30 protein-coding genes are annotated in these 26558 nt (G+C 72.7%); 13 read left to right on the top strand and 17 right to left on the bottom strand.

All coding sequences use genetic code 11. The annotated features are described in order from the left end of the window. Positions 1-12 precede the first annotated feature (12 nt). Together ACGF0J_RS17245 and ACGF0J_RS17240 are read right to left on the bottom strand one after the other, a co-directional pair. Positions 13-384 carry a hypothetical protein gene (locus tag ACGF0J_RS17245; RefSeq protein ID WP_393146745.1) on the bottom strand — a complete coding sequence of 124 codons (372 nt, stop codon included), beginning with the start codon at positions 382-384 and terminating at the stop codon, positions 13-15. 24 nt (positions 385-408) lie between these two features. After that, positions 409-1593, bottom strand: a complete 1185-nt coding sequence (locus ACGF0J_RS17240) for a cytochrome P450 (protein WP_393146743.1) — start codon at positions 1591-1593, stop codon at positions 409-411. Between the two features lie 129 nt (positions 1594-1722). Between ACGF0J_RS17240 and ACGF0J_RS17235 the strand changes: the two genes are divergently transcribed. Beyond that, positions 1723-2661: an HpcH/HpaI aldolase/citrate lyase family protein gene (locus ACGF0J_RS17235; RefSeq protein ID WP_393146741.1), complete on the top strand. Its 939-nt coding sequence runs from the start codon at positions 1723-1725 to the stop codon at positions 2659-2661. Here the strand turns inward: ACGF0J_RS17235 and ACGF0J_RS17230 are convergent. Both ACGF0J_RS17230 and ACGF0J_RS17225 read right to left on the bottom strand, forming a co-directional pair. Next, positions 2658-3206, bottom strand: a complete 549-nt coding sequence (locus ACGF0J_RS17230) for a DUF6529 family protein (protein ID WP_393146739.1) — start codon at positions 3204-3206, stop codon at positions 2658-2660. The genes ACGF0J_RS17235 and ACGF0J_RS17230 overlap by 4 nt on opposite strands. Then, positions 3203-3961 carry a hypothetical protein gene (locus ACGF0J_RS17225; RefSeq protein WP_393146737.1) on the bottom strand — a complete coding sequence of 253 codons (759 nt, stop codon included), beginning with the start codon at positions 3959-3961 and terminating at the stop codon, positions 3203-3205. The genes ACGF0J_RS17230 and ACGF0J_RS17225 overlap by 4 nt, the downstream gene beginning before the upstream one ends. A 102-nt stretch (positions 3962-4063) precedes the next feature. On the opposite strand from ACGF0J_RS17225, the gene ACGF0J_RS17220 reads away from it, so the two are divergent. Both ACGF0J_RS17220 and ACGF0J_RS17215 read left to right on the top strand, forming a co-directional pair. Continuing rightward, positions 4064-5059: a CPBP family intramembrane glutamic endopeptidase gene (locus ACGF0J_RS17220; protein WP_393146735.1), complete on the top strand. Its 996-nt coding sequence runs from the start codon at positions 4064-4066 to the stop codon at positions 5057-5059. Positions 5060-5426: 367 nt separating this feature from the next. After that, positions 5427-8282 carry a hypothetical protein gene (locus ACGF0J_RS17215; protein ID WP_393146732.1) on the top strand — a complete coding sequence of 952 codons (2856 nt, stop codon included), beginning with the start codon at positions 5427-5429 and terminating at the stop codon, positions 8280-8282. A gap of 4 nt (positions 8283-8286) precedes the next feature. Here the strand turns inward: ACGF0J_RS17215 and ACGF0J_RS17210 are convergent, their stop codons facing one another. Further along, positions 8287-8679: an NUDIX hydrolase gene (locus ACGF0J_RS17210; RefSeq protein WP_393146730.1), complete on the bottom strand. Its 393-nt coding sequence runs from the start codon at positions 8677-8679 to the stop codon at positions 8287-8289. Positions 8680-8753: 74 nt separating this feature from the next. On the opposite strand from ACGF0J_RS17210, the gene ACGF0J_RS17205 reads away from it, so the two are divergent. The 3 genes from ACGF0J_RS17205 to ACGF0J_RS17195 all read left to right on the top strand — a co-directional run bounded on the left by ACGF0J_RS17205 (position 8754) and on the right by ACGF0J_RS17195 (position 11090). Beyond that, entirely contained in the window at positions 8754-9380 is a 627-nt protein-coding gene (locus tag ACGF0J_RS17205; protein ID WP_393146728.1) for a DUF6758 family protein, read from the top strand. Positions 9381-9509: 129 nt separating this feature from the next. Then, positions 9510-10232: an MBL fold metallo-hydrolase gene (locus ACGF0J_RS17200; RefSeq protein WP_393146726.1), complete on the top strand. Its 723-nt coding sequence runs from the start codon at positions 9510-9512 to the stop codon at positions 10230-10232. A 27-nt stretch (positions 10233-10259) separates the two neighbouring features. Next, positions 10260-11090 (top strand): RecB family exonuclease, encoded by an 831-nt coding sequence (locus ACGF0J_RS17195; RefSeq protein WP_393147321.1) that lies wholly within the window; start codon positions 10260-10262, stop codon positions 11088-11090. A 51-nt stretch (positions 11091-11141) separates the two neighbouring features. On the opposite strand, the gene ACGF0J_RS17190 is transcribed toward ACGF0J_RS17195, so the two are convergent. The 3 genes from ACGF0J_RS17190 to ACGF0J_RS17180 form a co-directional block, all read right to left on the bottom strand. Continuing rightward, on the bottom strand, positions 11142-11495 hold the full coding sequence (locus ACGF0J_RS17190; protein ID WP_393147319.1) for a winged helix-turn-helix transcriptional regulator: 354 nt from the start codon (positions 11493-11495) through the stop codon (positions 11142-11144). A gap of 48 nt (positions 11496-11543) precedes the next feature. Beyond that, the gene (locus ACGF0J_RS17185) at positions 11544-12374 is read right to left on the bottom strand and encodes an NAD(P)-dependent oxidoreductase (RefSeq protein ID WP_393146724.1); all 831 of its coding nucleotides are present in this window, start codon (positions 12372-12374) and stop codon (positions 11544-11546) included. Positions 12375-12471: 97 nt separating this feature from the next. Beyond that, positions 12472-13362 carry an alpha/beta fold hydrolase gene (locus ACGF0J_RS17180; RefSeq protein WP_393146722.1) on the bottom strand — a complete coding sequence of 297 codons (891 nt, stop codon included), beginning with the start codon at positions 13360-13362 and terminating at the stop codon, positions 12472-12474. Between the two features lie 81 nt (positions 13363-13443). Here ACGF0J_RS17180 and ACGF0J_RS17175 point away from each other — a divergent pair, with 81 nt between their 5' ends. Further along, the gene (locus ACGF0J_RS17175; RefSeq protein WP_393146720.1) at positions 13444-14016 is read left to right on the top strand and encodes a GNAT family N-acetyltransferase; all 573 of its coding nucleotides are present in this window, start codon (positions 13444-13446) and stop codon (positions 14014-14016) included. Positions 14017-14084: 68 nt separating this feature from the next. Here the strand turns inward: ACGF0J_RS17175 and ACGF0J_RS17170 are convergent, their stop codons facing one another. Continuing rightward, positions 14085-15875 (bottom strand): DEAD/DEAH box helicase, encoded by a 1791-nt coding sequence (locus tag ACGF0J_RS17170; RefSeq protein WP_393146718.1) that lies wholly within the window; start codon positions 15873-15875, stop codon positions 14085-14087. A 353-nt stretch (positions 15876-16228) separates the two neighbouring features. Here ACGF0J_RS17170 and ACGF0J_RS17165 point away from each other — a divergent pair, with 353 nt between their 5' ends. Beyond that, positions 16229-16873, top strand: a complete 645-nt coding sequence (locus tag ACGF0J_RS17165; protein ID WP_393146716.1) for a ferritin-like fold-containing protein — start codon at positions 16229-16231, stop codon at positions 16871-16873. A gap of 69 nt (positions 16874-16942) precedes the next feature. Here the strand turns inward: ACGF0J_RS17165 and ACGF0J_RS17160 are convergent, their stop codons facing one another. The 5 genes from ACGF0J_RS17160 to ACGF0J_RS17140 form a co-directional block, all read right to left on the bottom strand. Then, entirely contained in the window at positions 16943-17173 is a 231-nt protein-coding gene (locus tag ACGF0J_RS17160) for a DUF3107 domain-containing protein (protein WP_393146714.1), read from the bottom strand. 121 nt (positions 17174-17294) lie between these two features. Beyond that, complete coding sequence (locus ACGF0J_RS17155; protein WP_393146712.1) at positions 17295-17915, bottom strand: TetR/AcrR family transcriptional regulator; 621 nt, start codon at positions 17913-17915, stop codon at positions 17295-17297. Positions 17916-17978: 63 nt separating this feature from the next. Continuing rightward, positions 17979-18191, bottom strand: a complete 213-nt coding sequence (locus ACGF0J_RS17150) for a hypothetical protein (RefSeq protein ID WP_393146710.1) — start codon at positions 18189-18191, stop codon at positions 17979-17981. Between the two features lie 50 nt (positions 18192-18241). After that, complete coding sequence (ligD, locus tag ACGF0J_RS17145; RefSeq protein WP_393146708.1) at positions 18242-19129, bottom strand: non-homologous end-joining DNA ligase; 888 nt, start codon at positions 19127-19129, stop codon at positions 18242-18244. Next, positions 19126-19395, bottom strand: a complete 270-nt coding sequence (locus ACGF0J_RS17140; protein ID WP_393147317.1) for a hypothetical protein — start codon at positions 19393-19395, stop codon at positions 19126-19128. The genes ligD and ACGF0J_RS17140 overlap by 4 nt, the downstream gene beginning before the upstream one ends. Between ACGF0J_RS17140 and ACGF0J_RS17135 the strand changes: the two genes are divergently transcribed. Next, on the top strand, positions 19394-20290 hold the full coding sequence (locus ACGF0J_RS17135; protein WP_393146706.1) for a Ku protein: 897 nt from the start codon (positions 19394-19396) through the stop codon (positions 20288-20290). The genes ACGF0J_RS17140 and ACGF0J_RS17135 overlap by 2 nt on opposite strands. Before the next feature lie 200 nt (positions 20291-20490). Here the strand turns inward: ACGF0J_RS17135 and ACGF0J_RS17130 are convergent, their stop codons facing one another. The 3 genes from ACGF0J_RS17130 to ACGF0J_RS17120 all read right to left on the bottom strand — a co-directional run bounded on the left by ACGF0J_RS17130 (position 20491) and on the right by ACGF0J_RS17120 (position 22031). Further along, on the bottom strand, positions 20491-20832 hold the full coding sequence (locus ACGF0J_RS17130; protein ID WP_393146704.1) for a hypothetical protein: 342 nt from the start codon (positions 20830-20832) through the stop codon (positions 20491-20493). A 209-nt stretch (positions 20833-21041) separates the two neighbouring features. Beyond that, entirely contained in the window at positions 21042-21374 is a 333-nt protein-coding gene (locus tag ACGF0J_RS17125) for a hypothetical protein (RefSeq protein WP_393146702.1), read from the bottom strand. Positions 21375-21695: 321 nt separating this feature from the next. Beyond that, positions 21696-22031, bottom strand: coding sequence for a hypothetical protein (locus ACGF0J_RS17120; protein WP_393146700.1), 336 nt, complete (start codon positions 22029-22031; stop codon positions 21696-21698). 349 nt (positions 22032-22380) lie between these two features. Here ACGF0J_RS17120 and ACGF0J_RS17115 point away from each other — a divergent pair, with 349 nt between their 5' ends. From ACGF0J_RS17115 to ACGF0J_RS17100, 4 genes are all read left to right on the top strand, one after another. Then, positions 22381-23280 (top strand): alpha/beta fold hydrolase, encoded by a 900-nt coding sequence (locus ACGF0J_RS17115; RefSeq protein WP_393146698.1) that lies wholly within the window; start codon positions 22381-22383, stop codon positions 23278-23280. A 43-nt stretch (positions 23281-23323) separates the two neighbouring features. Next, a complete protein-coding gene (moeZ, locus tag ACGF0J_RS17110) occupies positions 23324-24505 on the top strand; it encodes an adenylyltransferase/sulfurtransferase MoeZ (RefSeq protein ID WP_393146696.1) in 1182 nt (393 codons plus the stop codon). A gap of 66 nt (positions 24506-24571) precedes the next feature. Further along, complete coding sequence (locus ACGF0J_RS17105; protein ID WP_393146694.1) at positions 24572-25294, top strand: hypothetical protein; 723 nt, start codon at positions 24572-24574, stop codon at positions 25292-25294. Continuing rightward, positions 25288-26544, top strand: coding sequence for a S8 family serine peptidase (locus tag ACGF0J_RS17100; protein ID WP_393146692.1), 1257 nt, complete (start codon positions 25288-25290; stop codon positions 26542-26544). Before ACGF0J_RS17105 ends, ACGF0J_RS17100 begins: the two co-directional genes overlap by 7 nt. Positions 26545-26558: the final 14 nt, after the last annotated feature.

Here is a 26558-nt window from a genome sequence, read left to right as displayed (position 1 = left end):
CGGTGCGTGCCGTCAGGGTGTCAGCGGCGTCAGCCGGATCACGGTGCACTCGCGGGCCCAGCGCTCGGCCAGGTGCTCGCTGTCGCGGGCATTGAGCCGCTCCTTGGCCAGCACCGCGACCACCTCCGGCTCGGCGGCCTGGTCCACGACGCCGACGCGCGCCTCGAACTCCACCAGCCGGGCGCCGTTGTCCTTGCTGCGCAGGGTGACGCGCACCGTGTCGAGCGCGGCGAGGCCGGGCAGGTCCTGCTCCTCGCCACCGGTCACCAGGTGGACGGCTCCGTCGTGCCAGGCGTGCCACGCCAGGCGAGGGCGGTCGAGGGTGACCCAGAGGACGCCGGACTTCTTGGCGCCCTCCTCGACGGCCGCGCGTGTGTCGCTCACGGCTCGACTGTAACCGCCGCGACCTCAGAGGGCGACGGGCAGCGAGAGCAGCCGCCAGGTGCCGGGGTCGGGGGCGCGCGCCGCGCCCGGGACGGCGGGCGCGAGACCCGGGAACCGGCGCAGCAGGGCCGCGAGCGCGACCTCCGTCTGGACGCGGGCCAGCGACGCGCCCAGGCAGAAGTGCGGGCCGTGGGCGAACCCCAGATGGCCCACCGGCGCCGGCTCCCGCGTGATGTCGAACCTGTCGGGGTCGGCGAAGGCGCGGGGGTCGCGGTTGACGGCCGCGAGCGACACCGTGACCGTCTCCCCCTTGCGCACCGGGTGCCCGTACAGGTCGACGTCCTCGCGCGCGTAACGGGGGATCGTCAGCAGGTTGGGGCCGCACCAGCGGATCAGTTCCTCCACCGCTCCCGGCATGAGCGCCGGGTCCGCGTGCAACGCGGCGAGCGCGTCCGGATGGGCAAGCAGGACGTCCACGGCGTTGGCGACGAGGTTGGCGGGCGTCTGGCCCGCGAGGACGAGATGCCAGACCAGCGTGACCAGCTCGGTGTCGCCGAGCCGGTCGCCGTCCTCGTCGCGGACCCGGATGAGGTCGGACAACAGGTCGTCGGCCGGTTCGCGGCGGCGGCGCGCGACCGCCTCCTTGGCTCCCTCGATGATGTCGGGGATGGCCGCGCCGAAGGCCGGGCCGGCGCCGGCCACGATCAGGGCGCCGTACTCACGCCAGCGTGGCCTGTCGGGCTCGGGCACGCCGACCAACTCGCAGACGACCTCCATCGGCAGCGGCTTGGCCACGTGCTCCAGCAGGTCCACCACGCCGTCCTCGGCATGGCCGGGCAACGCGTCGAGGAGCCGCCCGACGATCGGCTCGACCACCTTTCGGAACGCGCCGGCGCGGCGAGCGGCGAACGCGGGCGCCACCAGCCGGCGCAGCCGCAGGTGCTCGGGCCCGTCCATCTCCGACATGGTGCGCAGGTACGGCAGGCAGTCCGCGGGCACGTCGGGGCGCATGAAGCTGTCGGAGGTGATCACGAACCTGGGGTCGCCCAGCATGGCCCGCGCGTCCTCGTGCCGCGTCAGCGCCCACATCGGGCTCATCCCCGGCACGACGACCCGCGCCAGCGGCGAAAGCTCGCGGGCGCGCCCGTAGGCGGTGAACGGGTCGCGGATCACGTCCAGGTCGGTGAGGCGGATCTCGGGGAGCGTCATGATTCGGATGATAGAACAATCTGGATGATGACATCATCCAGATGCCGGTTCGTGTACGACACGAGGTCGCCGAGAACGGCCGGAATCCCTTGGATGGGCGCTGGGGAGGCCATGGTCTAGCGTGTGCGCATGCGTTCACGTCGTTCGGTCCTCGCGGTGCCCGGCAGCAACCCCCGATTCCTGGCGAAGGCCCAGACCCTGCCGGTCGACGAGGTCTTCCTCGACCTGGAGGACTCCGTCGCGCCGCTGGCCAAGCAGGAAGCCCGGGCCAACGTGGTGGCCGCGCTGCGCGAGGGCGACTGGACCGGCAAGACGCGCGTGGTCCGGGTCAACGACCTGACGACGCAGTGGACGTACCGCGACGTGATCGAGGTCGTGGAGCAGGCGGGCGACCGGCTCGACTGCCTCATGCTGCCCAAGGTGCAGGACAGCACCGAGATCGTCTGGCTCGACACCCTGCTCACCCAGATCGAGAAGACGATGGGCTTCGAGGTCGGCCGCATCGGGATCGAGGCGCAGATCGAGAACGCCCGCGGACTGGTCAACGTCGACACCATCGCCGGCTCGTCACCACGGCTGGAGACGCTCGTGTTCGGGCCCGCCGACTTCATGGCCTCGGTCAACATGCGCACGATGGTCGTGGGGGAGCAACCGCCCGGCTACACCGAGGGCGACGCCTACCACTACATCCTCATGCGGCTGCTCATGGCCGCCCGGATGCACGACCTACAGGTGATCGACGGGCCCTACCTCCAGATCAAGGACGTCGAGGGGTTCACCCGGGTGGCCAGGCGGGCCGCCGCGCTCGGCTTCGACGGCAAGTGGGTGCTCCACCCGGCGCAGGTCGAGGCGGCCAACGAGGTGTTCTCGCCCAGCCAGGAGGACTACGACCACGCCGAGCTCATCCTGGACGCCTACGCGTACTCCACGACGGTGGAACGGCGCGGCGCGGTCATGCTGGGCGACGAGATGATCGACGAGGCGTCGCGGAAGATGGCGCTCGTCGTGGCAGCCAAGGGCCGCGCCGCGGGGCTGAGGCGCATGTCGACGTTCAGCCCGGAAGGCTAGAACTTCACCCCGATCGTGGTGAAGAACCAGAACGACGAGGTCAGCCAGAGCCCGACCAGGGCGGTGAACGCCAGGCCGCCGAGCACCGGCAGCGTCCAGCCCGGCGCGTCCCGCTTGGGCAGGGCCAGCATCTTCGCCGTGAACACCCCGTAGAAGAAGCAGCCGAGCAGCGAGTGGGCGAGCACCCGAGGCACGTCGTACTGCAGACCCAGGGCGTACAGGCAGTGGAACGCCACGGGAATGGTGAGCACGAAGGCGAGCCGGCCCGACCAGCGGTGCACCCAGGGCGGGACAGAGACGCTGAGCCGGCCCCACATCGACAGGGCGGAGGCCACCTGGACGAACGCGAGCACGAACGCGCCCGTCGTCAGCCACGACTTCATCGGCAGGGCGGCGGAGAAGCCCGCCGGGCCGACCGCGAAACCCGTGGGCGTGTGCGCCCGCCCGTACACGCCGAGCGCGACCATCACCAGGCCGCCGGCGAGCAGCGGGACGAGCAACGCGGCGAACCGGGTGCGGGAGGGTTCGTGCATGAGGGCGGTCATCGCATCTCCTGGATGAAACCGTCGACGTCCTTGGGATAGAGGGTGGCGCCGTCCACGGCCACGGGGGCGGTGGGCCGGTCGCCGTCCAGTTCGGGCACCCGTACCTGCGTCTCGTCCAGGACGGCCGCGCCGACCTGGGTGAAGCCGCCCTCGGGCCGCCTCAGCACGATCCAGCCGGCGCGCAGCCGGGCGCCCCTGATCTGCGCGGTCGCCCGGTACAGGCCGGACGGCTTCTTGACGGTGGCCGCCGTGAAGTTCCACTTCCTGCCGCCGAGCTTCAGCCAGCCCGTGGCCTTGCCGCCGCCCAGCGTCGCGCCGGCCGCGGCGTCGCCGAAGCCCTCCAGGCCGACCTCGCCGCCCGTGGCGTCGCCCTTCAACCACGCCTCGGTCCTGCCGTCGCAGAAGTAGCCGATGGCCTTGCCGCCACGGACGGAGATCGCGATGAGGCCGCCGTTGCCCGGCACGCGGCCGGCGTAGTCGAGCCTGGTGTCGGCGGCTGCCGGCGTGCCGGACTCGGCGGTCGGGGACGGCGTGGCCGCGGGCACGGTGGCCTCGGGCGCGGTGGCCTCGGCGCCGTCGCCGCCCGTGGCGTCGGGCTCGGTGGTGTCGGTGGTGTCGTCGGTCTCGTTCGCGGCGGCGGTCTCCGCGGCCGCGGTCGGGTTCGCCGCCGGCGCCGAGGTGACGCTGGCGACACCCAGCCCGGCGGCGAGCACAGCGCCGGCCGTCAGAGTGACGATAGGTCCCAGCCTTGACATTGGATCCGCTCCCAGGGGTCGACGGGCTGACCCCCTGAGCATCCGCCTGAATCGGCCTGCCGTCTGTGAACTATTGCGCATCGGACGGCCCAGAATGGAGAGATGCAGGAGAACCAAGGACCGGGCTTCGGCCCCCACCAGCCCGCACCGCCGGCGTACCCGTACCCCTACCTGCCGCCGCAGCCGCCGTCCTGGTTCCTGCCCACACCGTCCGGCGCCCGCTACGACCAGCTCGCCAGAACCTCCGGGGCCCGCCTGTGGCGCCAGGTCGTCGGCACGCTGATCGTGGCCGCCGGATTCCTGACGGTGGGCGTCGTCGTGGTCGTCGTGGGCGCGGTCATCGCCGGACTGGCCGGCATCCCGATGCAGCCCGGCGCCTCCGCCCAGATCTTCGGCGACCCGGTGTTCGCGATGGTGGTGCTGCTGCTGTCGATCGCGCTGGTGCTGCCTCTGGTGTTCGGCACTGCGGCGCTGGTCCAGCAGCGCAGACCGGGCACCCTGTCGTCGGTCGCCGGCCGGCTGCGCTGGTCGTGGCTGGCGCAGTGCGCCGGGGTGGCGGTGCTCGCGCTGGCCCTCGGGCAGGGCGCGCAGATCGCGATGCTGGCGGTGACCGGCGGAGACGTCTCCGAGCTGTTCGGCTGGGCCGGGTGGGAGGCGCTGCTGCCCGCCCTCGCGGTGATCGTGCTCCTGGTGCCGTTCCAGGCGGCCGCCGAGGAGTACGTCTTCCGAGGGTGGCTGCTGCAGGCGTTCGGCGCGCACCTGCGCAACCCGGTGTGGGGGATTCTGATCGGGTCCGCGGTGTTCGCCTCGCTGCACGGCTACACGTGGGTGGGGCTGATCGACGTGTTCAGCTTCGGGGCGCTCATGGGCTGGCTGGCCATCCGCACCGGAGGGCTGGAGGCGCCGATCGCGCTGCACGTGGTCAACAACGCGGTGGCGTTCGGGCTCAGCGCGGCGGCCGGGAAGCTGGAGGAGGCCCTGGAGCAGGGGGACGTGCCCTGGCAGTCGCTAGCGGGCACGGTGGTACAGCTTTCGGTCTTCGCGGTGGGCGTACTGTATCTCGCCAGAAAACGGTCGATCGCCACCGTCTCTGCATGAACCAGGCGCGAGGTTCCGGAAATCTCGCTAGAGAGGTCTCGCCATTCCGGCTCGGGCATGCTGGTCTGGTTGCTGTGGGGGAGGCGAGGGACCGGTGGAGGTGATCTACTCACTCGACAGGCTCGACATGCTCGCAAGCTCGTACTAGGAGGTGCGCCGCGTGGCCTCCGGCCCCAGCGACCTACCACGGCGACCGCCGGGTGATGAAGATCCGCGTCGGGACGACGCGAACGCCTCAACGCACGACACACCAGAACACAGCAGGACAGACCGGTACGGCTCCGACGGCGAGCCGCGGATCAGGCACACCCCTCCAGGCCCCAGCGACGACCGGGCCAGAGGCCTGCCGCTGGCCTCCCCCTGGGGCATGCCGCCGTTCTCCGCGCCCGTCCCCGAGGACGAGCTGCCCGCGCCGCCCGAGCCGCCCAAGGGACGCAGACCGTACACCTCGTCCGCCGATCCCGCTCCGGCCGACCAGCCGCGCCGACCCCGGCGGCCGGTGAACCCGGACAAACTTGTCGCGAGCGGGCCGCCCCGCCCTCAGCCGCCCCGCCCCCACCAGCCGGGCCCCCACCAGCCGGGCCCCCACCAGCCGGGCCCCCAGCCGGCCGGTGACGCGGCCGGGCCGCCCGAGCGCGACAGGCCCACGACCCCGTACCGCATGCCGCTGCCCGTGCCGGTGGCGGCGGAGCCCGAGGCGCCCGACCACCTTCCCGCCGACCACCCGAACCACGCCGACCACCCGGACCACGGCGACCACGGCGATCATGACGACCACCCGGACCACGGCGGCGATGGCGGCGGGATCGGGGGCGAGGCGGGTGTGCGGCGCGTCGGACGGCCGCCCGGCGGGCGGCCCACCCGGCCCGACCTGCTCGTAGCCACCGGGCCCGCCAGGCCCGCCGGAACGGCCGGCCGACACCACCGGGGCCCCGCACCGGCGGCGCTGCGCCGGGTCAGCCCCGTGCGAGGGCGGCGCAACCCGGCCGCGCCCGTCGCCATCGTGCTCACCCTCGCCCTCGTCGTGGCCGCCGGCGTGCTCGTCTGGCGATGGACCGACCCGGGCGTCGCGGGTTTGCGCCTGGCGGCGGGCACCGGCCGTTCGGGCGACGACCTGTTCACGGTCCCGTCGGCCGGCGCCGGCTCCGACCAGAAGCTCAACGACATGGCCTCGGCCGGCCGCGTCGTGGTGGCCGTGGGCAGCGACACGACGATCCCCACGCCCCGCCCGCTGTTCCTGTTCTCGCCCGACAGCGGCAGGACCTGGCAGCTCGGCCAGGTCACCGGCGCCACCACGTCCACCGTGCGGCGCGTCGTCGGCGGCGACGGGCTCTGGCTGGCCAGCGGCGGCGACGAGCTGGGCGGCGAGCGCGGCCTGTGGACCAGCGGCGACGGCTTCAGCTGGACGGCCGTGGGCCAGGACGGGCTCGCGGCGTTCCGGCCCGGCGACGTGATCGCCGACATCGCGAGGACGCGGTCGGGTTTCGCGGCCGTGGGTCAGGCCAGGCTGCAGGACGGCAGCGCCGGCCCGGTGGCCTGGCACTCGGCCGACGGCCGCTCCTGGCAGCGGGTCGACACGCGCGGGCTGGCGGCGCGTGAGCTGAAAGCCGTCGTGGCGCGGGGCGACACGGTCGTCGCCGTCGCCCGGCCCGCGCACGGTGACGGCTCGCACGTCGTCCGGTCCGCCGACGGCGGCCGCACCTGGCAGCCGACCGGGTTCCAGCTCCCCGAGGCGATGCCGCGCGCCGGGTCACTGGCCGCCGCGGGCGACCAGTTCGTGCTGGTGCCATTCCGCAAGCGCACGCCCGAGGGCGACGTCCGCGTCTACTGCTCGCCGGACGGCGCCCAGTGGTCGCACTGCGGCTCCCTCCGCGGCCTGCCCGGCCAGAGCCCCGGCGTCGAATCGGTGATCACCCACGCCGGCGGCGTCGCCGCGGTCAGCCAGGCCGACATCGGCACATACACCGTCCTGACCAGCCCCGACGGCCGCACCTGGACGAAACGGGCCGACCTCGGCGACCTGTCCGGCGCCACGCTGCGCGGATTCGCCATCACCGAGTCCGGCACCCTGTTCGCGGGCGGCGACCGGGCGGCGGCGGACGTCGACAACCAGCTCGTCCTCATGGCCGCGCCACCGCGCGGCGACCCCTCCTTCGTACGGCTGGCCGACGTCGAGGGCCTGTCGCGGATCGCCAGGCAGACGACCGGCCTGGCCGGCCACGACGGCAGGTACGTGGCCGTCGGCACCGCCTCCGGCGACGCCGGCATCTGGACCAGCCTCAACTGGCAGAACTGGACGTCGATGAGTCTCGGCGGCCCCCACCAGCAGATCCTGGAGGACGTCGCCCACGGCAGGCGCGGCTGGCTGGCGGTCGGCGGCACCCAGACGGCCGTCGGCGTCACCGAGCCGCTCCTGGTCACCTCCGAGGACGGCCGCACCTGGACGCCCGTCGCCGCCTCCGGCGACCTGTCCCGCCGCCAGGACCACCCGCACCTCGACGCCCGGCTCGTCGCCGCCGGGCCGAAGGGCTACGTGCTGGCCGGCGACGAACGGGACCCGTCGGGCACGGCCCGCGCGGCCCTGTGGTTCACCCCCGACCTGCGCAGATTCACCCGCTCCAGGAAGCTGCCGCAGAGCGCTTCCGGCGTCCGCGTGCACGACCTGGCCGCCACGCCCGGCGGCTACGTGGCCGTGGGCGGAGCGAGCACCGGGGACGAGGCGGGCGGCGCGGTCTGGGTGTCGCAGGACGGCCTCAACTGGCGGGCGCGCAAGCGCGTCAGCCCGCCCGACTCCTCCGAGGCGGTGCTCCGGCAGGTCGTCGCCCACCGGAACCGGCTCGTCGCCGTCGGCACGGCCCGGTCCGAGGGCTCCCGGCGGGTGTTCGCGGCCGTGTCCGCGGACGAGGGCGTCACCTGGCGAACCACCTGGCTCCCGGCCGACCGGGCGGCGGCCGTGTACGACCTGGCGGCGGCCGCCCAGGGCCTGGTGGCGGTCGGCTGGCACGGCACGCCCGGCGACGGCGACAGCGCCGCCTGGCTCTCCCGCGACGGCATGACCTGGGACCGTACGGACCTGACCGAGGACCGTCTGGGCGGGCCGGGCATGCAGTGGCTGGCGGCGGTCACCGTGGCCGGCTCGGAGGTGGTGGCGCTCGGCCGCAGCACCACCTACAGCGCCGACCACCTCATCCTGTGGACCTCGACGCTCAGCGCGGACCGGTGACCGCTCACGGCCACACCTCCCACTCCGCCAGGACCTCGGCCAGCCCGGCCACCAGGCGGAGCCCGGCGAGGTCGTGCCGGGAGCACCAGCGCACCTCGGCCGCGTCGTCCCCCGCGACCATCTCGCCGCCCGTCACGGAGGCGAGATAGTCGCGGATCACGTACGTCACCCCGCCCGGCCCCGGCCGCTCGACCGTGCCCGCGAGCGCGCCCGGCGCGACGCGCAGGCCCGTCTCCTCCAGCACCTCGCGTTCCAGCGCTGCGGCGTCCGTCTCGCCGGCCTCCACCCGTCCACCGGGCACCGACCACAGGCCCGCGTCGGGAGCGTGCCCGCGCCGGACGAGCAGCAGCCGGCCCGCCCCGTCCGTGATCACCGCGCCCACACAATTTACGCGCACCTGACCAACATAACGAGGAGCTGACGGAATGCGGCCTTGACGGCACGCCGCCGGAAGACGCACCGTGGGTAGCTGTGAAGGCGCCTCCAACCTGCCCGCGATGCTTCGCCTCCCTCCACGGGCCCAACGCTTGGTCGAGCGCGTGGCGGTGCGACGCGCACGGCGACGTCCTGCCGTTCCAGCCGCCCCGCCCGCCCTCCCTCGCGGCCGTCGAGACGCTCCGCAAGAACTCGGTGGTCCCCGTCTGGCTGCCCTGGCCGCTGCCGGCGGGCTGGCTGGTGACGGGCTTCGGCGAGGTGGGCGACGAGCGCACCGGAGACCGGGCCAGCGTCGTCGCGCTCTGCGGGCCCTCCATCAGCCACGGGCCGGCCGACGTGCTCATCGTCGCCGAGGAGCCCGGGGTGGGGCTCGGGGCGGCGCTCGCCGGGCTGAGCGGGCCGGACCCGGGTGAGGGGTTCGACGCGGGCCCGCCGAACGCCAAGATCGAGGTGCTGGGCCACCCGACGCCGCTGTGGTGCGTCGGCGGACCGGACGACCGGGCCGTTTACGCGGGTGAGGCACTCGGCAACTGGCTGTGGACGATCGTCTGGCCGGCCGAGGCGGGCTGCCTCGTCGCGCTGAGCGAGCTGGCCCTGCTCGACCTGCGTGACCACGACCTCGACCTGCCGTTCGGCGCCTTCTCGCCGCGTCTCGGCGGCTAGTGTTCCGCTCGCCCACGGGCGCGGACCCGGCGACCGGTGCCGGAGGGCGGGCGAATCCCGGCGGGATCGGCGCGCGACTCGGGCGTGACGGATTCGCACTGCGAGCCGAACGGACTAGAGTTCGGAAGCGTGACAGCGCGTATCGAGCGAGTGGTGACCGAGGGCGTCGTCGACATCGACGGCACCGAGCACAAGGCCGAGAACAACACCTGGATCGTGGGCGACGACGACGAAGTGATCGTCATCGACCCGGCGCGCGACGCCGACAAGATCCTTGAGCAGGTGGGCGAGCGTGAGGTGCTCGCCGTCATCTGCACGCACGGCCTGCCCGACCACGTCGGCGCGGCCATCGAGGTGGCCGCCAGGGACGAGTCGGTGATCGCCCTGCACCCCAAGGACAAGCCCCTGTGGCGCGAGACCTGGGCGGAGACCTGGCCCGACATCGAGATGGAGGACGACGGCATCTTCGGCGTCGCCGACGTCCAGCTCGACGTCCTGGAGACGCCCGGCATCTCGCCCGGCGGCGTCTCGCTCTACTGCGAGGCGCTCGGGGCGGTGTTCACCGGCAAGTCCCTGCAGGCCGACGGGCCGGGCAAGCTCGGCGGCGACTACCCCGCCCTGCCCGACCAGCTCACCTCGATCGGCGGGCGGCTGTTCACGCTGCCCGGCGAGACGCGGGTGCTGCCCGCCCACGGTGACGAGGTCACGATCGGCGACCTGGAGCCGCACTTCGACGACTGGGTCTCCGGCTCGCTGACCCGCAAGCCGGGCGAGGGTGACGCGCAGGCCGGCGGTCCGCTCACCGACGGCACCAGCGCCGCGGGGATCAGGATCACGCCGGGCGACGTCTAGGTGTACGACCAGCTCCCCCTGGACGGGATGCCGCGGCGGCTCTACTCGTGCACGCCGTCGCGGTTGAACTCCTGGCTCGACTGCCGGCGCCGCTACCGGTTCACCTACCTCGACCGGCCCCAGCCCGCCAAGGGGCCGGCCTGGGCGCACAACAGCGTGGGCGCGAGCGTGCACAACGCGCTGGCGGCGTGGTGGCGCGAGCCGTACGAGCGTCGCACCCCGCTCACGGCGGCCGTCCTGCTCACCAACGGCTGGATCACCGAGGGGTTCCGGGACGCCGAGCAGTCGGCGCAGTGGCTCGCCCGGGCCCGCGACTACGTGACCGGCTACACCGGCACGCTCGACCCGTCCGACGACCCGGTGGGCGTGGAGCGCACGGTCGCCACCCGCACCAAGGTCATCGCGGTCTCGGGCCGCATCGACCGGCTCGACCGGCGGGGCGACGAGCTGGTGGTGGTCGACTACAAGACCGGCCGCCGGCCGCTCACCCAGGACGACGCGCGCTCGTCACTCGCGCTGGCCGTCTACGCGATCGCCGCGTCCCGGATGATGCGCACCCCGTGCCACGCGGTGGAGCTGCACCACCTGCCCACCGGTGAGATCGTCGAGTGGCGGCACACCGACGAGTCGCTGGGGCGCCACCTGCGGCGGGCCGAGGAGGTGGCGACGGAGGCGGCCGCGGCCGACGAGCGCTACCGCGACCTCATGGCCCCGCCCGCCGCCCCGCCACCGGAGCTCGACGAGATCTTCGCCCCCAACCCGGGTCCCGTCTGCTCGTGGTGCGACTTCCGCCGCCACTGCCCCGAGGGCCGCACCGCCGCCCCCGAACGCCGCCCCTGGGACGCTCTGGCCGAGTGACCCCTACCCCGGCCACGCGCCGGGGTAGGGGACGCCTGCCACCCGGCCGGTTCATCCCTCGCCGTGGGTGGGGACGATACCGAGCTGGTGCATGCGGCGGGCGCTCCATTCCCCCAGGGCGCCGAGCGCGGCGTATAGCGCGACGCCTTCGTCGGTCAGCTCGTACTCGACCCGGGGCGGCGTCTCCTCGAACACGGTCCGCCGGACGACCCCGTCGGCCTCCAGCTCGCGGAGCTGCTGGGCGAGCACCTTCTCGCTGATGCCGGGCAGGCTGCGGCGCAACTCGCCGAACCGATGGAGCCGCTGGTCCAGGGCCCAGAGGATCAGCGCTTTCCACTTGCCGCCGATGACGTCCATGGCGGCGTCGAGGGCACAGACGTAGGGCGGGTTACGCACCCGCGTCATCATAGTCGGGCGCGCCCCGCCCCTCCCTTGAGACGCCCGGCGCGGGGCTCAGCCGGCGGCGAGGACGGCGCGCCGCATCCCCCACAGCGAGGTGCGCAGGTGTCCGGCCAGCTCCGCGGGCACGCCCGCCTCCCCGGAGGCGGACAGGATGTTCTCCAGGCCGGTCGCCTGCATCGCGGGGTTGTACTCCTCGGGGACGGTTTCGCTCACGTCGGCGCCGGCCACCATGAACGGGAGCATCCGCTCCATCCACGGCCCCAGCACCTCGTGCCTGAACGCCTCCATGTCGCCGCCTTCCGCGTGCACCAGGGCCACGGCATGGGCCGCTCCGGCGCTCATGCCGTACATGCCGCTCAGCGCGGCCATGTCGTACAGCGCCGCGAAGCCCGGGTCCTCGCCCACCCACTGCGGGCGGCCGAGCGGGCCCAGCGCGGGGGCGACCTGGTCGAACACGTCACGCGGACCGCTGTAGAGGATGAAGGCCCCCTCCGTCCCCACTGTCGAAGGGACGGCCATGATCCCGCCGGAGAGGAAACGGACCCCGTACCCCTCGAACCATCCGGCGAGCTCGCGCGCCTGCCGTACGGAGCCGCTGGTGAGGTTGACGAGCGTCCCGCCGGCCAGTTTCGGCACGACCGGAGCGAGCGTCTCGCGGACGCTGGCGTCGTCCAGCAGGCACACGACCGTCAGGTCGCCCGCCTCGATCGCCTCCATCACGCTCGACGCCTCCCGCGCACCGCGCGCCACGAGGTCGCCCGCTCGTCCAGGGGTCCGGTTCCAGACCGTCACCTCGTGACCGGCTTCGAGGAGCGCGCCGGCGAGCGCGCGCCCCATGGCTCCCAGACCGAGGATGCTGATTCGTCCATGCTGTGTCGTCATGCGGAACACTGTTCACCCGGGGCGGCAGGTGCCACAAGAACGCACTTCGAAGTGGGTGGTTACCCGGAGGTTAGCCGTCCGGCCTGGTGGGAGGCGTTCACAGGCCGGCGGGCCTGCTGTCCAGGAGACGGCTCTCGGCCGCGTTCCAGAACGTCACGAGGGCGGCCGCGGTCGTCTCCGGCGCCTCCACGGCGGGCGAGTGGGCGGCTCCGGGCACGACGACGCTGTCCGCGCCCAGCGCCGCGGCCATCGCCGACTGCGTCTCGGGCGGCCACCCGTCGTCGTGCTCGCCGTACAGGACGAGGGTCGGCACCTCGATCTGGCGCAGCTCGTCGGTGCGGTCGTGCATGGTGACGACCTGCTCGGCCATGGAGGCCAGCGCCGCGGGGGAGTTGGCGAGCAGCCGCTTGCGCAGGAACGCCAGGATGTCGTCGGGCACCCCCGCGTTGAGCGCATCGGGCTCGAACCTGGAGTGCCAGACCTCTTCCAGCCCCAGCTCGGGCACCTCCTTCATGAGAGTGCGGCTGTGCTGCGCCCGCGTGCCGACGATCGCGGCGGGGCCCGACCCCATCAGCGTGAACGACGCGAACCTCGTGCGCCCGTCGACGACCGCCTCGCGGGCGACCAGCCCGCCGAAGGAATGGCCGACCAGGTGGACGGGATCGTCACCGCCCATCAGGTGGGCCAGCAGGTCGATGTCGGCGCCCAGCGCCGCGCAGGTGTAGGCGCCGGGGTCGTCGGGGCCGGGCGTCTCGTACTGGCCGCGCAGGTCGACCGCGAGCACCCGGCGGCCGGACTGGGCCAGGGTCTGCAGGATGGCGATGAAGTCTTCTTTGCTGCCGGTCAGGCCCGGCACCAGCAGCGCGGGCCAGCGCTCCACCACGCCGCTCCCCGGGAGCGCCTCCAGGGCCGCGAAGGTGCCCTGGGGCGTCTCGATCTTCTGAGGTGCGACGCCAGGTGGCAGGGTCAGGAATCGCGGCGTGCTCACGTGGGGCAACAATACCCCGAGGTCAGCGGCTCGACACCGGCGAACTCGGTACGCCGGTGCGATTCAGGGGAGTTGTGACATATGCGCGAACTGACGATTCGGCCCGCCACCTCGTGGGATGACGTGACCGCCGTGTTCGGCCCCAACGGTGCCTGCTCCGGTTGCTGGTGCCTGTGGTTCCGGGTGCCCGGCCCGGAGTTCGAGGCGCTCCCCGCGGGCGACCGCCGGGACCGGCTCCGTTCGCTCGTCGAGGCTCCCGGGCCCGCGCCCGGCCTGCTCGCGTACGCCGGCGGGACGCCCCTGGGCTGGTGCGCCGTGGCGCCGCGCGAGGAGTATCCGCGGGTGCTGCGCTCGCCCGTCACCAGGCCGGCGGACCGCACCGAGACCGGAGTATGGGCGGTGACCTGCTTCTACGTGACCCGTGAAGGCCGCGGCCGGGGCGTGGCCGCCGCCCTGCTGGAGGAGGCGGTCGGGTACGCGGCGGGGCACGGCGCGACGGCCGTCGAGGGCTATCCCGCGGACACCGGGCGCCGCCTGCCCGCGGACGAGCTGTACCACGGATGGCGGTCGCTGTTCGAGGAGGCGGGGTTCACGGAGATCTCCCGCCGCACCCCGACCCGTCCCGTGATGCGCCGTGCTCTGTCCCGGTCCTGAGCGTCCCGGAAATCCGGAAGGGGGGCCCCCCCCCGGGGGGGGCCCCCCTTCCGCAAGATCGCCGGGCGTCAGCCGGCGCGACGGCGGTTGCCGCCGGCGCCGCGCGCCTGGCGGCGCTGCTGCTTGCGCTCGGTGGCGGCGGACGGGGCGATGTCGTCGTCGTCCGTCGCCAGGTCGGGTGACTGGAAGATCACCGCGAACGGGCTCGGCGGGATGATCCGCTCCGGCTCCCTGCGGGCCGGCGGCGGCGGAGTGGACAGGAAGCTCGGCTCCGGAACGCCGCCCGCCGCGGGCCGCTCGGCGACCTGCTCCGTCGCGGGCTGAGCGGACTGGGCGGGCTGGGCGGGCTGGGCGGGCTGGGCGGCCGGCTCGGTGACCAGCTCGGCCCTCTGCGCGGCCACGGGCGTGTCCTGGGCGACGGGCGTGTCCTGGACGGCGGACCGCCGGGTGCGGCGGCGGGGCTCGGTGGTGGCCTTGGCCACCTCGTCGGTGCTGATGATCGCGGGTGTCTCCTCGTTCGGGCGCGAATGGCTGTCCACGGGCTCGACCTCCGGCGTCTCCACGGGCGCGGCGCCCTCCTGCGTGAGCTTGCCGCCACGGGTGCGGCGGCGCTGGCGCGGCGTGCGCGCGGGACGCTCCTCCCGCTCCGCCCGCTCCTCCCGCTCGTCACGCCGACGGCCCCGCACGCGTGACCTGCCGGTCTCGCCCAGGTCCTCGATGCGCTCCGCCGACAGCCCCGCCCGCGACCGGGCGGCGTGCGGCAGGACGCCCTTGGTGCCTTCGGGGATGTTCAGCTCGGTGTAGACGTGCGGCGAGGTGGAGTAGGTCTCCTCCGGCTCGGCGAAGTCGAGGCCCAGCATCTGGTTGATCATCTTCCAGCGGGTCAGCTCCTCCCACTCGACGAACGTGACCGAGATGCCCGTGCGCCCGGCCCGGCCGGTGCGGCCGATGCGGTGCACGTAGGTCTTGTCGTCGGTGGGGCAGTCGTAGTTGACCACGTGGGTGACGTCGTCGATGTCGATGCCCCGGGCCGCCACGTCGGTGGCGACCAGCACGTCGATCTTGCCGTTGCGGAAGGCGCGCAGCGCCTGCTCGCGCTGGCCCTGGCCCAGGTCGCCGTGGACCGCCGCGACGGCGAAGCCGCGGGTGTCGAGCTGCTCGGCCACCATGTCGCAGGCGCGCTTGGTCTCGCAGAAGACCATGGTCAGCCCGCGGCCTTCGGCCTGCAGCAGCCGGGCCACGATCTCGATCTTGTCCATCCGGTGGGCCCGCCAGACGATCTGGCGCACCTGCGGAGTGGTCTCTCCTTCGCCGCTGTCGTGCTCGGCCCGCACGTGCGTGGGACGGTTGAGGTACTTGCGCGACAGCCCCACGATCTCGCCCGGCATGGTGGCCGAGAAGAGCATGGTCTGACGCTGCTCGGGGATCAGCTTGAAGATCCGCTCGATGTCGGGCAGGAAGCCCAGGTCGAGCATCCGGTCGGCTTCGTCGAGCACCAGCGAGACGACCTGGCTCAGGTCGAGGTGCTTCTGCTTGACCAGGTCGAGCAGGCGGCCGGGGGTGCCGACGATCACGTCGACCCCGGCCTTGAGCGCCTCGATCTGCGGCTCGTACGCCCGCCCGCCGTAGACGGTCAGCACCCGCGAGCCGAGCTTGCCGGCGGCGGTCACCAGGTCCTCGCTGACCTGTGTGGCCAACTCGCGGGTGGGCACGACGACGAGGCCGCGCGGCTTCTTGCGGTTCTTGCGCGGCTTGCCGATGCTCTGGAGCATCGCGATGCCGAACGCGTAGGTCTTACCGGTGCCCGTGCGGGCCTGCCCGATCAGGTCCTGGCCGCTCAGCGCGAGCGGCAGGGCCATCTCCTGGATCGGGAACGGTGTGGTGATGCCCTCGGTCTCGAGGGCATCGGCGATCTCTGGTATGACTCCGAGGTCTCGGAAAGTCGTCAGCGTGGCCTGCCTCAGTCTCAAATGAAGGCGGGCCTGCCGGGACCGGACGGGCGGAAAACCATCCCCGTGTCAGGGTCCTCGCGGTAGAGCCAGCCCTCTCGTGTCATCAGCGACCGCAGACCCGGGGAAGCGGGGGGTTATCGGGGAAAACCCCCGGAATAACACAGGGCGGTCGCACTTTCACAGAGCAGTGTACTCGATACCACAACGCTGGCCGAGCTTCTGGATGTTCCCGTAGATTTCCGCGAAGTACGCTGCCTTCCATGAAGGACTCTCCTGGCGTGCTCGACCTGCTCGGCGTGCTGGCCTACGCCGAGCTCAGCGCCTTCGCCCGGCTGACGGACGACGCCGCGGCGCTGGCCCCCTCACTTGCCGACCGGGCCGCGCTCAGCGAGCTGGCGGTGGCCGAGTACGGGCACTTCCGCCTGCTGCGCGACCAGCTCGCCGAGCTGGGTGCCGACCCGGAGCGGGCCATGGCGCCGTTCGTGGAGCCGCTGGACGCCTGGCACGCCCAGACCGCGCCGTCCGACTGGCTGGAGGCCCTGGTCAAGGCATACGTGGGGGAGGGCATCGCGTTCGACTTCTACCGGGAGGCGGCCCGGCGGCTCGACCCGCCGATGGCGGAGCTGGTGGACGTCGTGTCGGCCGACGAGGGCCGCTCTCAGTTCGCGGTGGAACGGGTGCGGGCCGCGGTCAAGGCGGACCCGGCGGCTTCGGGGCGGCTGGCGCTGTGGGCGCGGCGGCTCGTCGGCGAGGCGCTGAGCCAGGGGCAGCGGGTCGCCGCGGCCCGGCCGGAGCTGGCCCGGCTGCTCGTGCAGGCGGGAGCGGACGACCAGGCGGAGGTCTCGCGGATGTTCGCCCGGCTGACGGAGGAGCACAACAAGCGGATGGTGGCTCTCGGCCTCTGACCGGCGCCCACCACCCCGAGAGGGCGGCGGGAGGGGGCGGCGGTCGCCGCGCCCCTCACGCCGCGAACGTCAGAGGGTGCCGCCGAAGCCGACCGGCCGCGCCTCGTCCTCACCGATCTCCACGAACCCGAGCGAGGCGACCGGCACGAGCACGCGCCTGCCCTTCACGTCGGTGATGGAGAACACGCCCCGATCGGCGGCCAGGGCGTTGCGGATCTCCTCTTCCACCTGCTCGGACGACATCTCGGTCTCGACGACGAGCTCGCGGTGAACGGACCGAACACCGATCTTGACTTCCATCGTGCTCCCTTTCGTGCCTGTGACGCGGCCATGACGAGCCGTCGCTCGATGGGGGCTGGCTCTGTCCCATCGTCGCCCCCGGACGGTGGGAAAGGGCAACTGATCGCGAGCAGCGAACGGGTTACGCCGTACGCGGAAAACCGCTGATGCCGCGCCAGGCGAGCCGGGCCATGAGTTGCTCGGCGGCGTCCTTGGGGATCGAGCCGTGGGTGGTCACCCAGTAGCGGGCGCTCACCTCGGCCATGCCGACCAGGCCGACCCCGAGCAGGTGGGCCTCGTCGCTGGTGCAGCCGGTGTCCTCCTGGATCACCGCGCTGACCATCTCGGCGCACTCCTGCAGGGACCGCTCCACCCGCTGCCGCACGGGCGCGACGTTGCGCAGGTCGGACTCGAAGACGAGGCGGAACGCCTCGCCCTGGGTCGAGACGAAGTCGAAGAACGCGCTGAACGTCGCCTGCACGCGCAGCTTGTTCTCGCTGGTGGACGCGAGGGCCTCGCGGCAACGGTTGACCATGTCGTCGACATGGAGGTCGAGCAGCGCGAGGTAGAGCTCCAGCTTGCCGGGGAAGTGCTGGTAGAGCACCGGTTTGCTGACGCCCGCCCGGTCGGCGATCTCGTCCATGGCCGCCGCGTGGTAGCCGTTCTCGACGAACACTTCCTGGGCCGCGCTCAGCAACTGCCTGCGGCGGGCGAGTCGGGGCAGCCGGGTGCCCCGGGGCTTGGCGTCCGGGGTTGTGGTCACGCGGTCTCCCATGGGTCTCTCAGTGCGCCTGGTGCGCACATCTTACGGGCAGGTCAGCGCACCTCACCGGTAGTCGTCGTCATCCAGGTCGACCACGCGGTCCTGGTCGGCGGCGTCGGCGGGATCGGCCTCCAGGGGGAGGGAGGTCCGCGAGCGCCGCTGGTCGTCCTCGCGGGTCTGCCGCTGCTGCTCGGCGGCGTCACCCTCGGGGACCTCGATCGGCAGCTCCCCCTCCTCGTAGGTGAGGTCGTCGCCACGTGGGTCGATCTCCGACATGTGCGGTCTCCTTGCAGACGCGGACGGGAAGGACGCGGACGGGAACCAGACTACGCCCGGCGGAAAAGATCGCCGTGTTCTCCGATCCGGGCGAGCACGTCCGGTGCGGTGAAGACGAGGTCCGCCGGCCGCTCGCAGCCCTCGACCTCCTCCCACAGCAGCGGTGTCGAGACCGTGGGGCGCGGGCCGGCGCGCAGGGAGTAGGGGGCGACGGTGGTCTTGGCCGGGTTGTTCTGGCTCCAGTCGATGAACACCTTGCCGGGCCTCGCCTTCCTGGCCATGACGCTGACGACCTCGTCGGGGTGCCGGCTCTCCAGGGCCCGGGCGAGCCGCCTGGCGTAGGCGGAGGGCTCCTCGCGGCAGTCCCACCCGGCGTACAGCTGCATGCCCTTGTTGCCGCTGGTCTTGGGCAGCGCGGTGAGGCCCTCGGCGTCGAGCACCTCACGCAGCGTGAGCGCCACCCGGCAGCACTCGACGATGGTCGCGGGCGGCCCGGGGTCGAGGTCGAAGACCAGGGTGTCGGGCGGCAGCGCCTCGCCGTCGGCGGAGACCCGCCACTGCGGCACGTGGAGCTCCAACGCGGCCAGGTTGGCGTAGTAGACGAGCGTCGGCAGGTCGTCGACGACGGCGAAGTCGATGGTCTCGCGGTTCTTGGTGCTGCCGGGGGCGGGGAGCCGGACCGTCCTGACCCAGTCGGGGGTGTGCCGGGGGGCGTTCTTCTCGAAGAAGAACATCCCACCGACGCCGTCGGGGTAGCGCTTGACGGTCAGCGGCCGGCCGCGCAGGTGCGGCAGCAGGACGGGCGCGACGCGGCTGTAGTAGTCGATCACCTCGGCCTTGGCGAAACCCGCCTCCGGGTACAGCACCTTGCCCAGGTTGGTCAGGACGAGGTCGCGGCCCTCGACCCGCACCGGGACCTTCTTGCTCGCCTGCTTCAACGGGTGACCTCCGAGGGGATCTCGTCGGGGCGCCGCCCCCGCCACACGGAGTGGCGCAGCCGCGGCTCGTCCGTCCGTCCGGTGTAGGCCACCTCCCCGACGAGATCGGATCTAACCCAGCCACGGCGCCCGGCCGGCGAAGGGACTGTACGAAGTCTCCAGGGACGCGGCGCCGCTGGAGGTGGTCGAGCGTGGGCTTCCCCTGCCCCATGACGGGTATGTGCCCATTGGCGAGCCGCCCGCCACCGCTGATGAGGAGTGCACATGCGCAGCATCTGGAAGGGTGCGATCTCCTTCGGTCTGGTCACGATCCCGGTCAAGCTGTTCTCGGCCACCGAGCAGAAGGACGTCACCTTCCACCAGGTCCACCGCGAGGACGGCGGCCGGATCCGCTACAAGCGCGTGTGCACCGTGGACGGCGAAGAGGTGCCCTACTCCGACATCGCCAAGGGCTACGAGCTGGCCACCGGCGAGATCGTCGTGCTCACCGACGAGGACTTCGAGGATCTGCCGCTGTCCTCCTCGCGCCGGATCGACGTCCTCCAGTTCGCCCCGGCCGACCAGATCGACCCCATCTACTTCGCCAAGTCCTACTACCTCGAACCCGACGCACAGGGCGCCAAGCCGTACGTGCTGCTGCGCGACGCGCTGCAGAGCTCGGGACAGGTGGCGGTGGTCAAGGTGGCGCTGCGCCAGCGCGAGTCGCTGGCGACGCTGCGGGTGCGCGACGGGGTGTTCGTGCTGGAGACCATGCTCTGGCCGGACGAGATCCGCACGCCCGACTTCGAGTTCCTGGAGGAGGACATCGAGGTACGGCCGCAGGAGCTCAAGATGGCCGAGTCGCTCATCACCACGATGGAGGCGGACTTCGACCCGACGGCGTACCACGACGCCTACCGCGAGGCCCTGCAGCAGGTGATCGAGGCGAAGGTGGCGGGCAAGGAGGTCGTCGCGCCGCCGGAGACCGAGGAGGAGGGCGGCCCGGCGGTGGACCTCATGGCGGCGCTGCGGGCCAGCGTGGAGGCGGCCAAGCGGGAGCGCGAGGGCGGCCCCGCCAAGGGCAGGAAGCCGGCGCGGACGTCGAAGGCGGCCAAGGACGCCGCGGCAGCGGACAAGGAGGAGAAGGCCGCGCCCAAGCGCAAGGCACGCAAGTCCGCCTGAGAAGGGTTGTCCGGACTCGTCTGGGTCCGCACGGCGAGGCCGCCGGCGCGACCGGTTGCCCGGGGGCCAGCCGTCAGGCCATGCCATGGACGGCAGGCAGGAGGGGACGACCTACCGGACGGCCCCGGAGACCCCGGAAAGCGCATGACGCGGCCGCCCGGTCGTCGACCGGGCGGCCGTTCGTACGGACTCGCCTGCGATTACTGGGGGATGGGCGCGACGGTCACGTTGGGCAGCGGGCGCGACACGGCGATGGCGTCGGCGTCTGCGTCGTTGTCGTTGTCGTTCTCGTTGTTGTTGTGGATGTTGATGTGCAGCTTCACCCGCTGACGGCCGCTGCGGCCGTGGTGACGCCAGCCGCCCCAGCCGCCGCAGCGGCGCCAGCCCCAGCCGCCACCGCAGCCGCCGAAGGTGTGGTCGGCCGAGGCGGTGGTGGTCGTGGTGGCGGACGCTGCCGTGGTGGCCGCGCCGAGCGCGACGACTCCACCGGTCATGGCGGTGGCGGCCGCGAGACCCGCGATCGCGTGCTTGTAACTGAACATTCGAGTGCTCCCCTTGAGACGTGCTGACTGAATTGCGCCGCCCGGTCCTGGACCGGGTCCTTCGTGGTCATGCGAATGCCTGTGGCCGCGCGGGCGCCGCTCGGCTCGATGAGCGGCGCCCGCTCTGCGGTCACAGGCATCCGGTGGTTGAGCTCACTCCGGCACGGTCACGGCCGGCCGGTGGGCGCCCTTGCCGAGCGCCTCAGGGCTCAGTTGGCGAGGGGGCCGTCACGGCCCGGCAGGTTCACCGCGATGGCGTCGGCGTCCGCGTCGTTGTCGTTGTCGTTCTCGTTGTTGTTGTGGATGTTGACGTGCACCTTCACCCGCTGGCGGCCGCTGCGGCCGTGGTGACGCCAGCCGCCCCAGCCGCCGCAGCGGCGCCAGCCCCAGCCGCCGCCGCAGCCGCCGAAGGTGTGGTCGGCCGAGGCGGTGGTGGTCGTGGTGGCGGACGCTGCCGTGGTGGCCGCGCCGAGCGCGACGACTCCACCGGTCATGGCGGTGGCGGCGGCGAGGCCGGCGATGGCGTGCTTGAACAGACCCATGGGAAATCCCCCAAAAGAATGGTGTCCGGATGCGCCACCCGCGCGCTTGGTCCCCGTCGCGGAATGGCGCTATGGAAAGCGCTCCGGCTACATGCCGCCGGAGGCGCCGATTTCTCTGGAAAAAGCTCCGGTCCAGAACCGGTCGTGCCTTTCATCGAACTGGACGCCCGGGGTCGTGCGGGGGGTCGTCGCTCGTCTCGGAAACGACGACCCCGGCGAACACAGGCATCCGTGCGTGAGCCCGTGGCTCACCCCGACCGGCCGGCGTGCCTACGGCTCGCCACCCGGCCGACCCGGCGCTCCAGGGGAGCGCCTTCCACCTCAGCGACCGAGGTCGTTGCCCAGGCCGCGGAGACCGTTCAGCGCAACGGCGTCGGCGTCGGCGTCGTTGTCGTTGTCGTTGTGGTTGTTGTTGTGGATGTGGATGTGCACCTTGACCCGCTGGCGGCCGCTGCGGCCGTGGTGACGCCAGCCGCCCCAGCCGCCGCAGCGGCGCCAGCCCCAGCCGCCGCAGCGGCCGCCGAAGGTGTGGTCGGCCGAGGCGGTGGTGGTCGTGGCGGCGGAGGCCGCCGTGGTGGTCGCGCTGAGGGCGACGACCCCGCCGGTCATGGCGGTGGCCAGAGAGAGACCTGCGATTGCGCTCTTGAACGTGGGCATTGAGTTCCCCCCTAAAGGATCGATTGCCCTGGTTCTTCGGCATTTCCTGATACGAATAGGAAATGTCGTGGATGGCGATCAAATGCGTCATCCGTGGCTTTTCATTTCCGGCGAGGGGGCGGCGCAAACGAGAATCGTGGCGTTTTGCTAGAGAGTAACGCTCTCATTGCTCTCATTAAGCATTTATGAAATGAATTGCCAGGATATGTCCGATTTGCCCACATGTCTGGGGATCCAGACAGTCCGGATAAGTTCCGCCGAGTCCCAATAAAGGGGGTAAGTCGTATATGTCCATGAATGGTATGGTCTGGCCGGGTGGTTATCGTGGAGTGAGTGAGGAGGAAGGCGCATGACCGCAGAGCCGATCCCGCACTGGCCGGGACGCATGGTGGGTTCGGTGCACGTCAGATCCACCCCCGAGGGGGCGCTGGAGCAGGCGGTCTTCGTGCACGGGCTGGCCGGGGCCGCCACCAACTGGACCGACCTGATGGACCACCTCAAGGACGACGTCACCGGCCACGCCATCGACCTGCCGGGAGCGGGATTCTCGCCCGCGCCCGCCGACGGCGACTACACCGTGGCCGGCCACGCCCGCGCCGTCATCGGCCTGATGGAGCGGACCGGGCCGGCCCATCTGTTCGGCAACTCGCTCGGCGGCGCCGTGGCCGTCCGGGTCGCCGCGCGGCGGCCCGACCTGGTGCGCTCGCTCACCCTCGTCTCGCCCGCGCTGCCCGACCTGCTGCCCCGGTACGGGCCCGCCCGCGTCGCGGCCGCCGCCATGCCGCGCCTGGGCGAGTGGGTGGCCGACCGGCTCCGGCTCGTCCCCGCCGAGCAGCGCATCACCGCCTCGTTCGCGATGGTGTGGGCGGACGTGAACGTGGTCCACCCCGTACGGCTGCGCGACGCCGTCGAGGAACTGCGCCGGCGCGACGACCTGCCCCACGCGACCGCCGCCATGATCGGGTCCGCCCGGGGCATCGTCGCGGAGTACTTCCGGCGCGGCGAGGACAACCTGTGGCGCCAGGCCGCCCAGGTCCGGGCTCCGACGCTGATCGTCCACGGCCGGCACGACCGGCTGGTCCGCCCCGCCATGGCCGCCAAGGCGGCCCGTACGTTCCCCAGGGTGCGGCTGGTGCTGCTGCCGCGCGCCGGGCACGTCGCGATGATGGAGATGCCCGGCGTGGTGGCCGCGGAGGCCCGCCGTCTCATAGGTGAGACGCGATTGGGGAATGCCCCACTCGGCAGCTAGGTTTCTACAGGAGATAGGTCCCCCTGCAATGGGAGCGTAGACAGTGTCCTTGCCACCGCTGGTCGAGCCGGCCGCCGAGCTGACCGTTGACGAAGTGCGCCGCTACTCGCGCCACCTGATCATCCCCGATGTCGGGATGGCCGGGCAGAAGCGGCTGAAGAACGCCAAGGTGCTCTGTGTGGGCGCCGGCGGCCTGGGCTCGCCCGCGCTGCTGTACCTCGCGGCGGCCGGCGTCGGGACGCTCGGCATCATCGACTTCGACGTCGTCGACGAGTCCAACCTGCAGCGCCAGGTCATCCACGGCCAGTCCGACGTGGGCCGGCCCAAGGCCGAGAGCGCCGCCGCGACCGTCAGCGAGATCAACCCGCTGGTCGACGTAGTCGTCCACAACACGACGCTGACCACCGAGAACGTGATGGAGATCTTCTCGGGCTACGACCTCATCGTCGACGGCACCGACAACTTCGCCACCCGCTACATGGTCAACGACGCGGCCGTGCTGCTCGGCAAGCCGTACGTGTGGGGCTCGATCTACCGCTTCGACGGCCAGGCGAGCGTCTTCTGGGCCGAGCACGGGCCCTGCTACCGCTGCCTCTACCCCGAGCCGCCGCCTCCCGGCATGGTGCCCTCCTGCGCCGAGGGCGGCGTGCTGGGCGTGCTGTGCGCCTCCGTCGGCTCCATTCAGGTCAACGAGGCCATCAAGCTCCTCACGGGCATCGGCGACCCGCTGGTCGGGCGGCTGATGATCTACGACGCCCTGGAGATGAAGTACCGCGACGTCAAGGTGCGCAAGGACCCCGAGTGCGTCCTGTGCGGCAAGAACCCCACGGTCACCGAGCTGCTGGAGGACTACGAGGCGTTCTGCGGCGCCATCTCCGACGAGGCCGCCCAGGCCGCGTCGGGCTCCACGATCACCGCGCTGGAGCTCAAGGCCATGCAGGACAACGGCGAGGACATCTTCCTCGTCGACGTCCGCGAGCCCAACGAGTACGAGATCGTCTCCATCCCGGGCGCCACGCTGATCCCCAAGGGCGAGTTCCTCAACGGCTCGGCCCTGGAGAAGCTGCCGCAGGACAAGCGCATCGTGCTCCACTGCAAGTCGGGCGCGCGCTCCGCCGAGGCGCTGGCCGTCGTCAAGAACGCCGGCTTCGCCGACGCCGTCCACGTCGGCGGCGGCGTGCTGAGCTGGGTCAAGAGCGTCGACCCCAGCCTGCCGTCCTACTGAGTCCGGTCTCGTCGGGCGTTCCGGTTTCCCGGGATGACCCCGGACGCCCGCACTAAGGTCGATGCCGTGGACCTCGCCCGCCCCTGCTGGCCCGCCCTGGTGGTGGCCTCCGCGCTGACGCTCGTCTGCGCGGTGGCCGCCTGGGCCGCGGCCGGCGCGGCGGGCGCGGAGCTGACCAGGGGGCCCACCCGGGCCGAGCTGCACAGCGCCGCCAAGCGCGAGGTGGCCGAGCGCTGGCGTGCCTGGCCGGCCGGGAGCGTCTTCCCCGCGAGGCTGCCCTACTCCGCCGAGCAGGGCGGCAAGGAGCACGCCACCCGGATCGGCATCTCGCGGCGCACCGACTGCGCCGCCTCCGTCGACGCCGGAGCGGCCGGCGCGCTGCACGCGGCCGGCTGCCGGGCCGTGCTGCGCGCCACCTACATCGACGAGCTGCGCGGCGTCCTGGTCACGGTCGGCGTCGTGGCGCTGCCGGACGAGCCGGCCGCCGCGCGGGCCAAGGCGGTCTTCCCCGCCGGCGGCGCTCCGGTGCCCGGCCTGCGCCCGCTGGCCTTCCCCGGCACCGTGTCCCATCGCTTCACCCCGCCCGTACGGCAGGCGGCCTCCGTACGGCAGGCCGGGCCGTACGTCGTGCTGACCACCGCCGGGCAGGTGGACGGGCGGCCCGCGCGGGCCGTCGCCGACCAGCGGCCGGCCATCTTCGCCTTCGCCGCCGAGATCTCCGAGCGGATCCTGGTGTCGCTGACCACGCCGCGGGTGCCCGACTGCGCCTCGAAGGAGTGGCGGTGCTGAGCCGGGCGAGCCTGGCCGTGGCCGCCGTGACCGGCGCCGGGGTGGTGCTGGCGGCAGGCGCGCAGCCCGCTCGGGCCGACGACGTGCGTGGCGTGCAGCAGCCGGTCATCGACACACTGGAGCTGCCCAAGGCGTGGCGGACGAGCAAGGGGGCCGGCGTGACCGTGGCCGTGCTCGACTCGGGCGTCGATCCGGAGCACCGCGACCTGGCCGGCTCGGTCACCGTGGGCCGCGACTTCACCGCCGGGGCCAACCCGCCCGGAGTGCCGCCGCGCCGCCTGCACGGCACGTACATGGCCTCGCTGATCGCCGGGCACGGGCACGGGCCCGGCGGCGGGCGGGGCGTCATCGGCGTGGCGCCCGAGGCGGAGGTGCTGTCGGTGCGGGTGATCCTGGAGGACGAGGAGCCGGGCTTCGTGCGGTTCAACACCGCCCGGCGCTTCGAGAACGTGGTGGCCAGGGGCATCCGCTACGCGGTCGACCGGGGCGCCCACGTGATCAACATGTCGATCTCCAAGGAGCTGGCCACCCGGGAGGAGCGGGCCGCGGTCCGCTACGCCATCTCGCGGGGCGTCGTCCTGGTCGCGGCGGCGGGCAACGAGGGGGCCGGCGACGAGAGGGCGGGCGACGAGAGGGCGGGCCGGGCGCGCCGCGCAGGGCTCGACCCCTACTCCTATCCGGCGGCCTTCCCCGGCGTGGTGTCGGTGGGGGCGACGGACCGGCGGCTGCGGCGGGCCACGTTCTCCAACGGCAACGCCTCGGTCCTGCTGGCGGCCCCCGGCGTCGACATCATGGGGGCGGGGCCCGGCGACGCCTACTGGGTGGGCCAGGGCACCTCGCAGGCCACCGCGCTGGTGTCCGGCGTAGCCGCCCTCATAAAGGCAAAATATCCAGACATGTCGCCGCCGCTGGTGGGGCAGGCCCTCGCCGCCGGCGCGACCGACCGGCCACCGGGCGGCTACGACACCGGCACCGGCTTCGGCGTGGTGAACGCCGCCCGCGCCCTGGCCGAGGCCCGCCGCCTGGCCCGGCACACCGAGACCGCGACCGGCGAACCGGCCCAGGACCCCGCCGCGCCCGTCGGCGCGGGCTCCCGGGGGCCGATCGCCGTCGTCGCCCGCGACCACACCGCGGTCACGGTCTACGGCACGGTCGCCGCCGCGGCCACCGCCGGTGCGCTGACCTCGCTGGCGTCCATGTACGTCCTGGTCAGACGGGTACGGAGGGCACACGGATCCCATGAGGCATGATCCGCGTACCGAGG

Origin of the sequence: Nonomuraea sp. NPDC047897, from assembly GCF_043204415.1 — a bacterium.
In the GTDB taxonomy this organism is placed as follows: Bacteria; Actinomycetota; Actinomycetes; order Streptosporangiales; family Streptosporangiaceae; genus Nonomuraea.
This window is presented reverse-complemented; position numbering and strand designations above follow the sequence as displayed.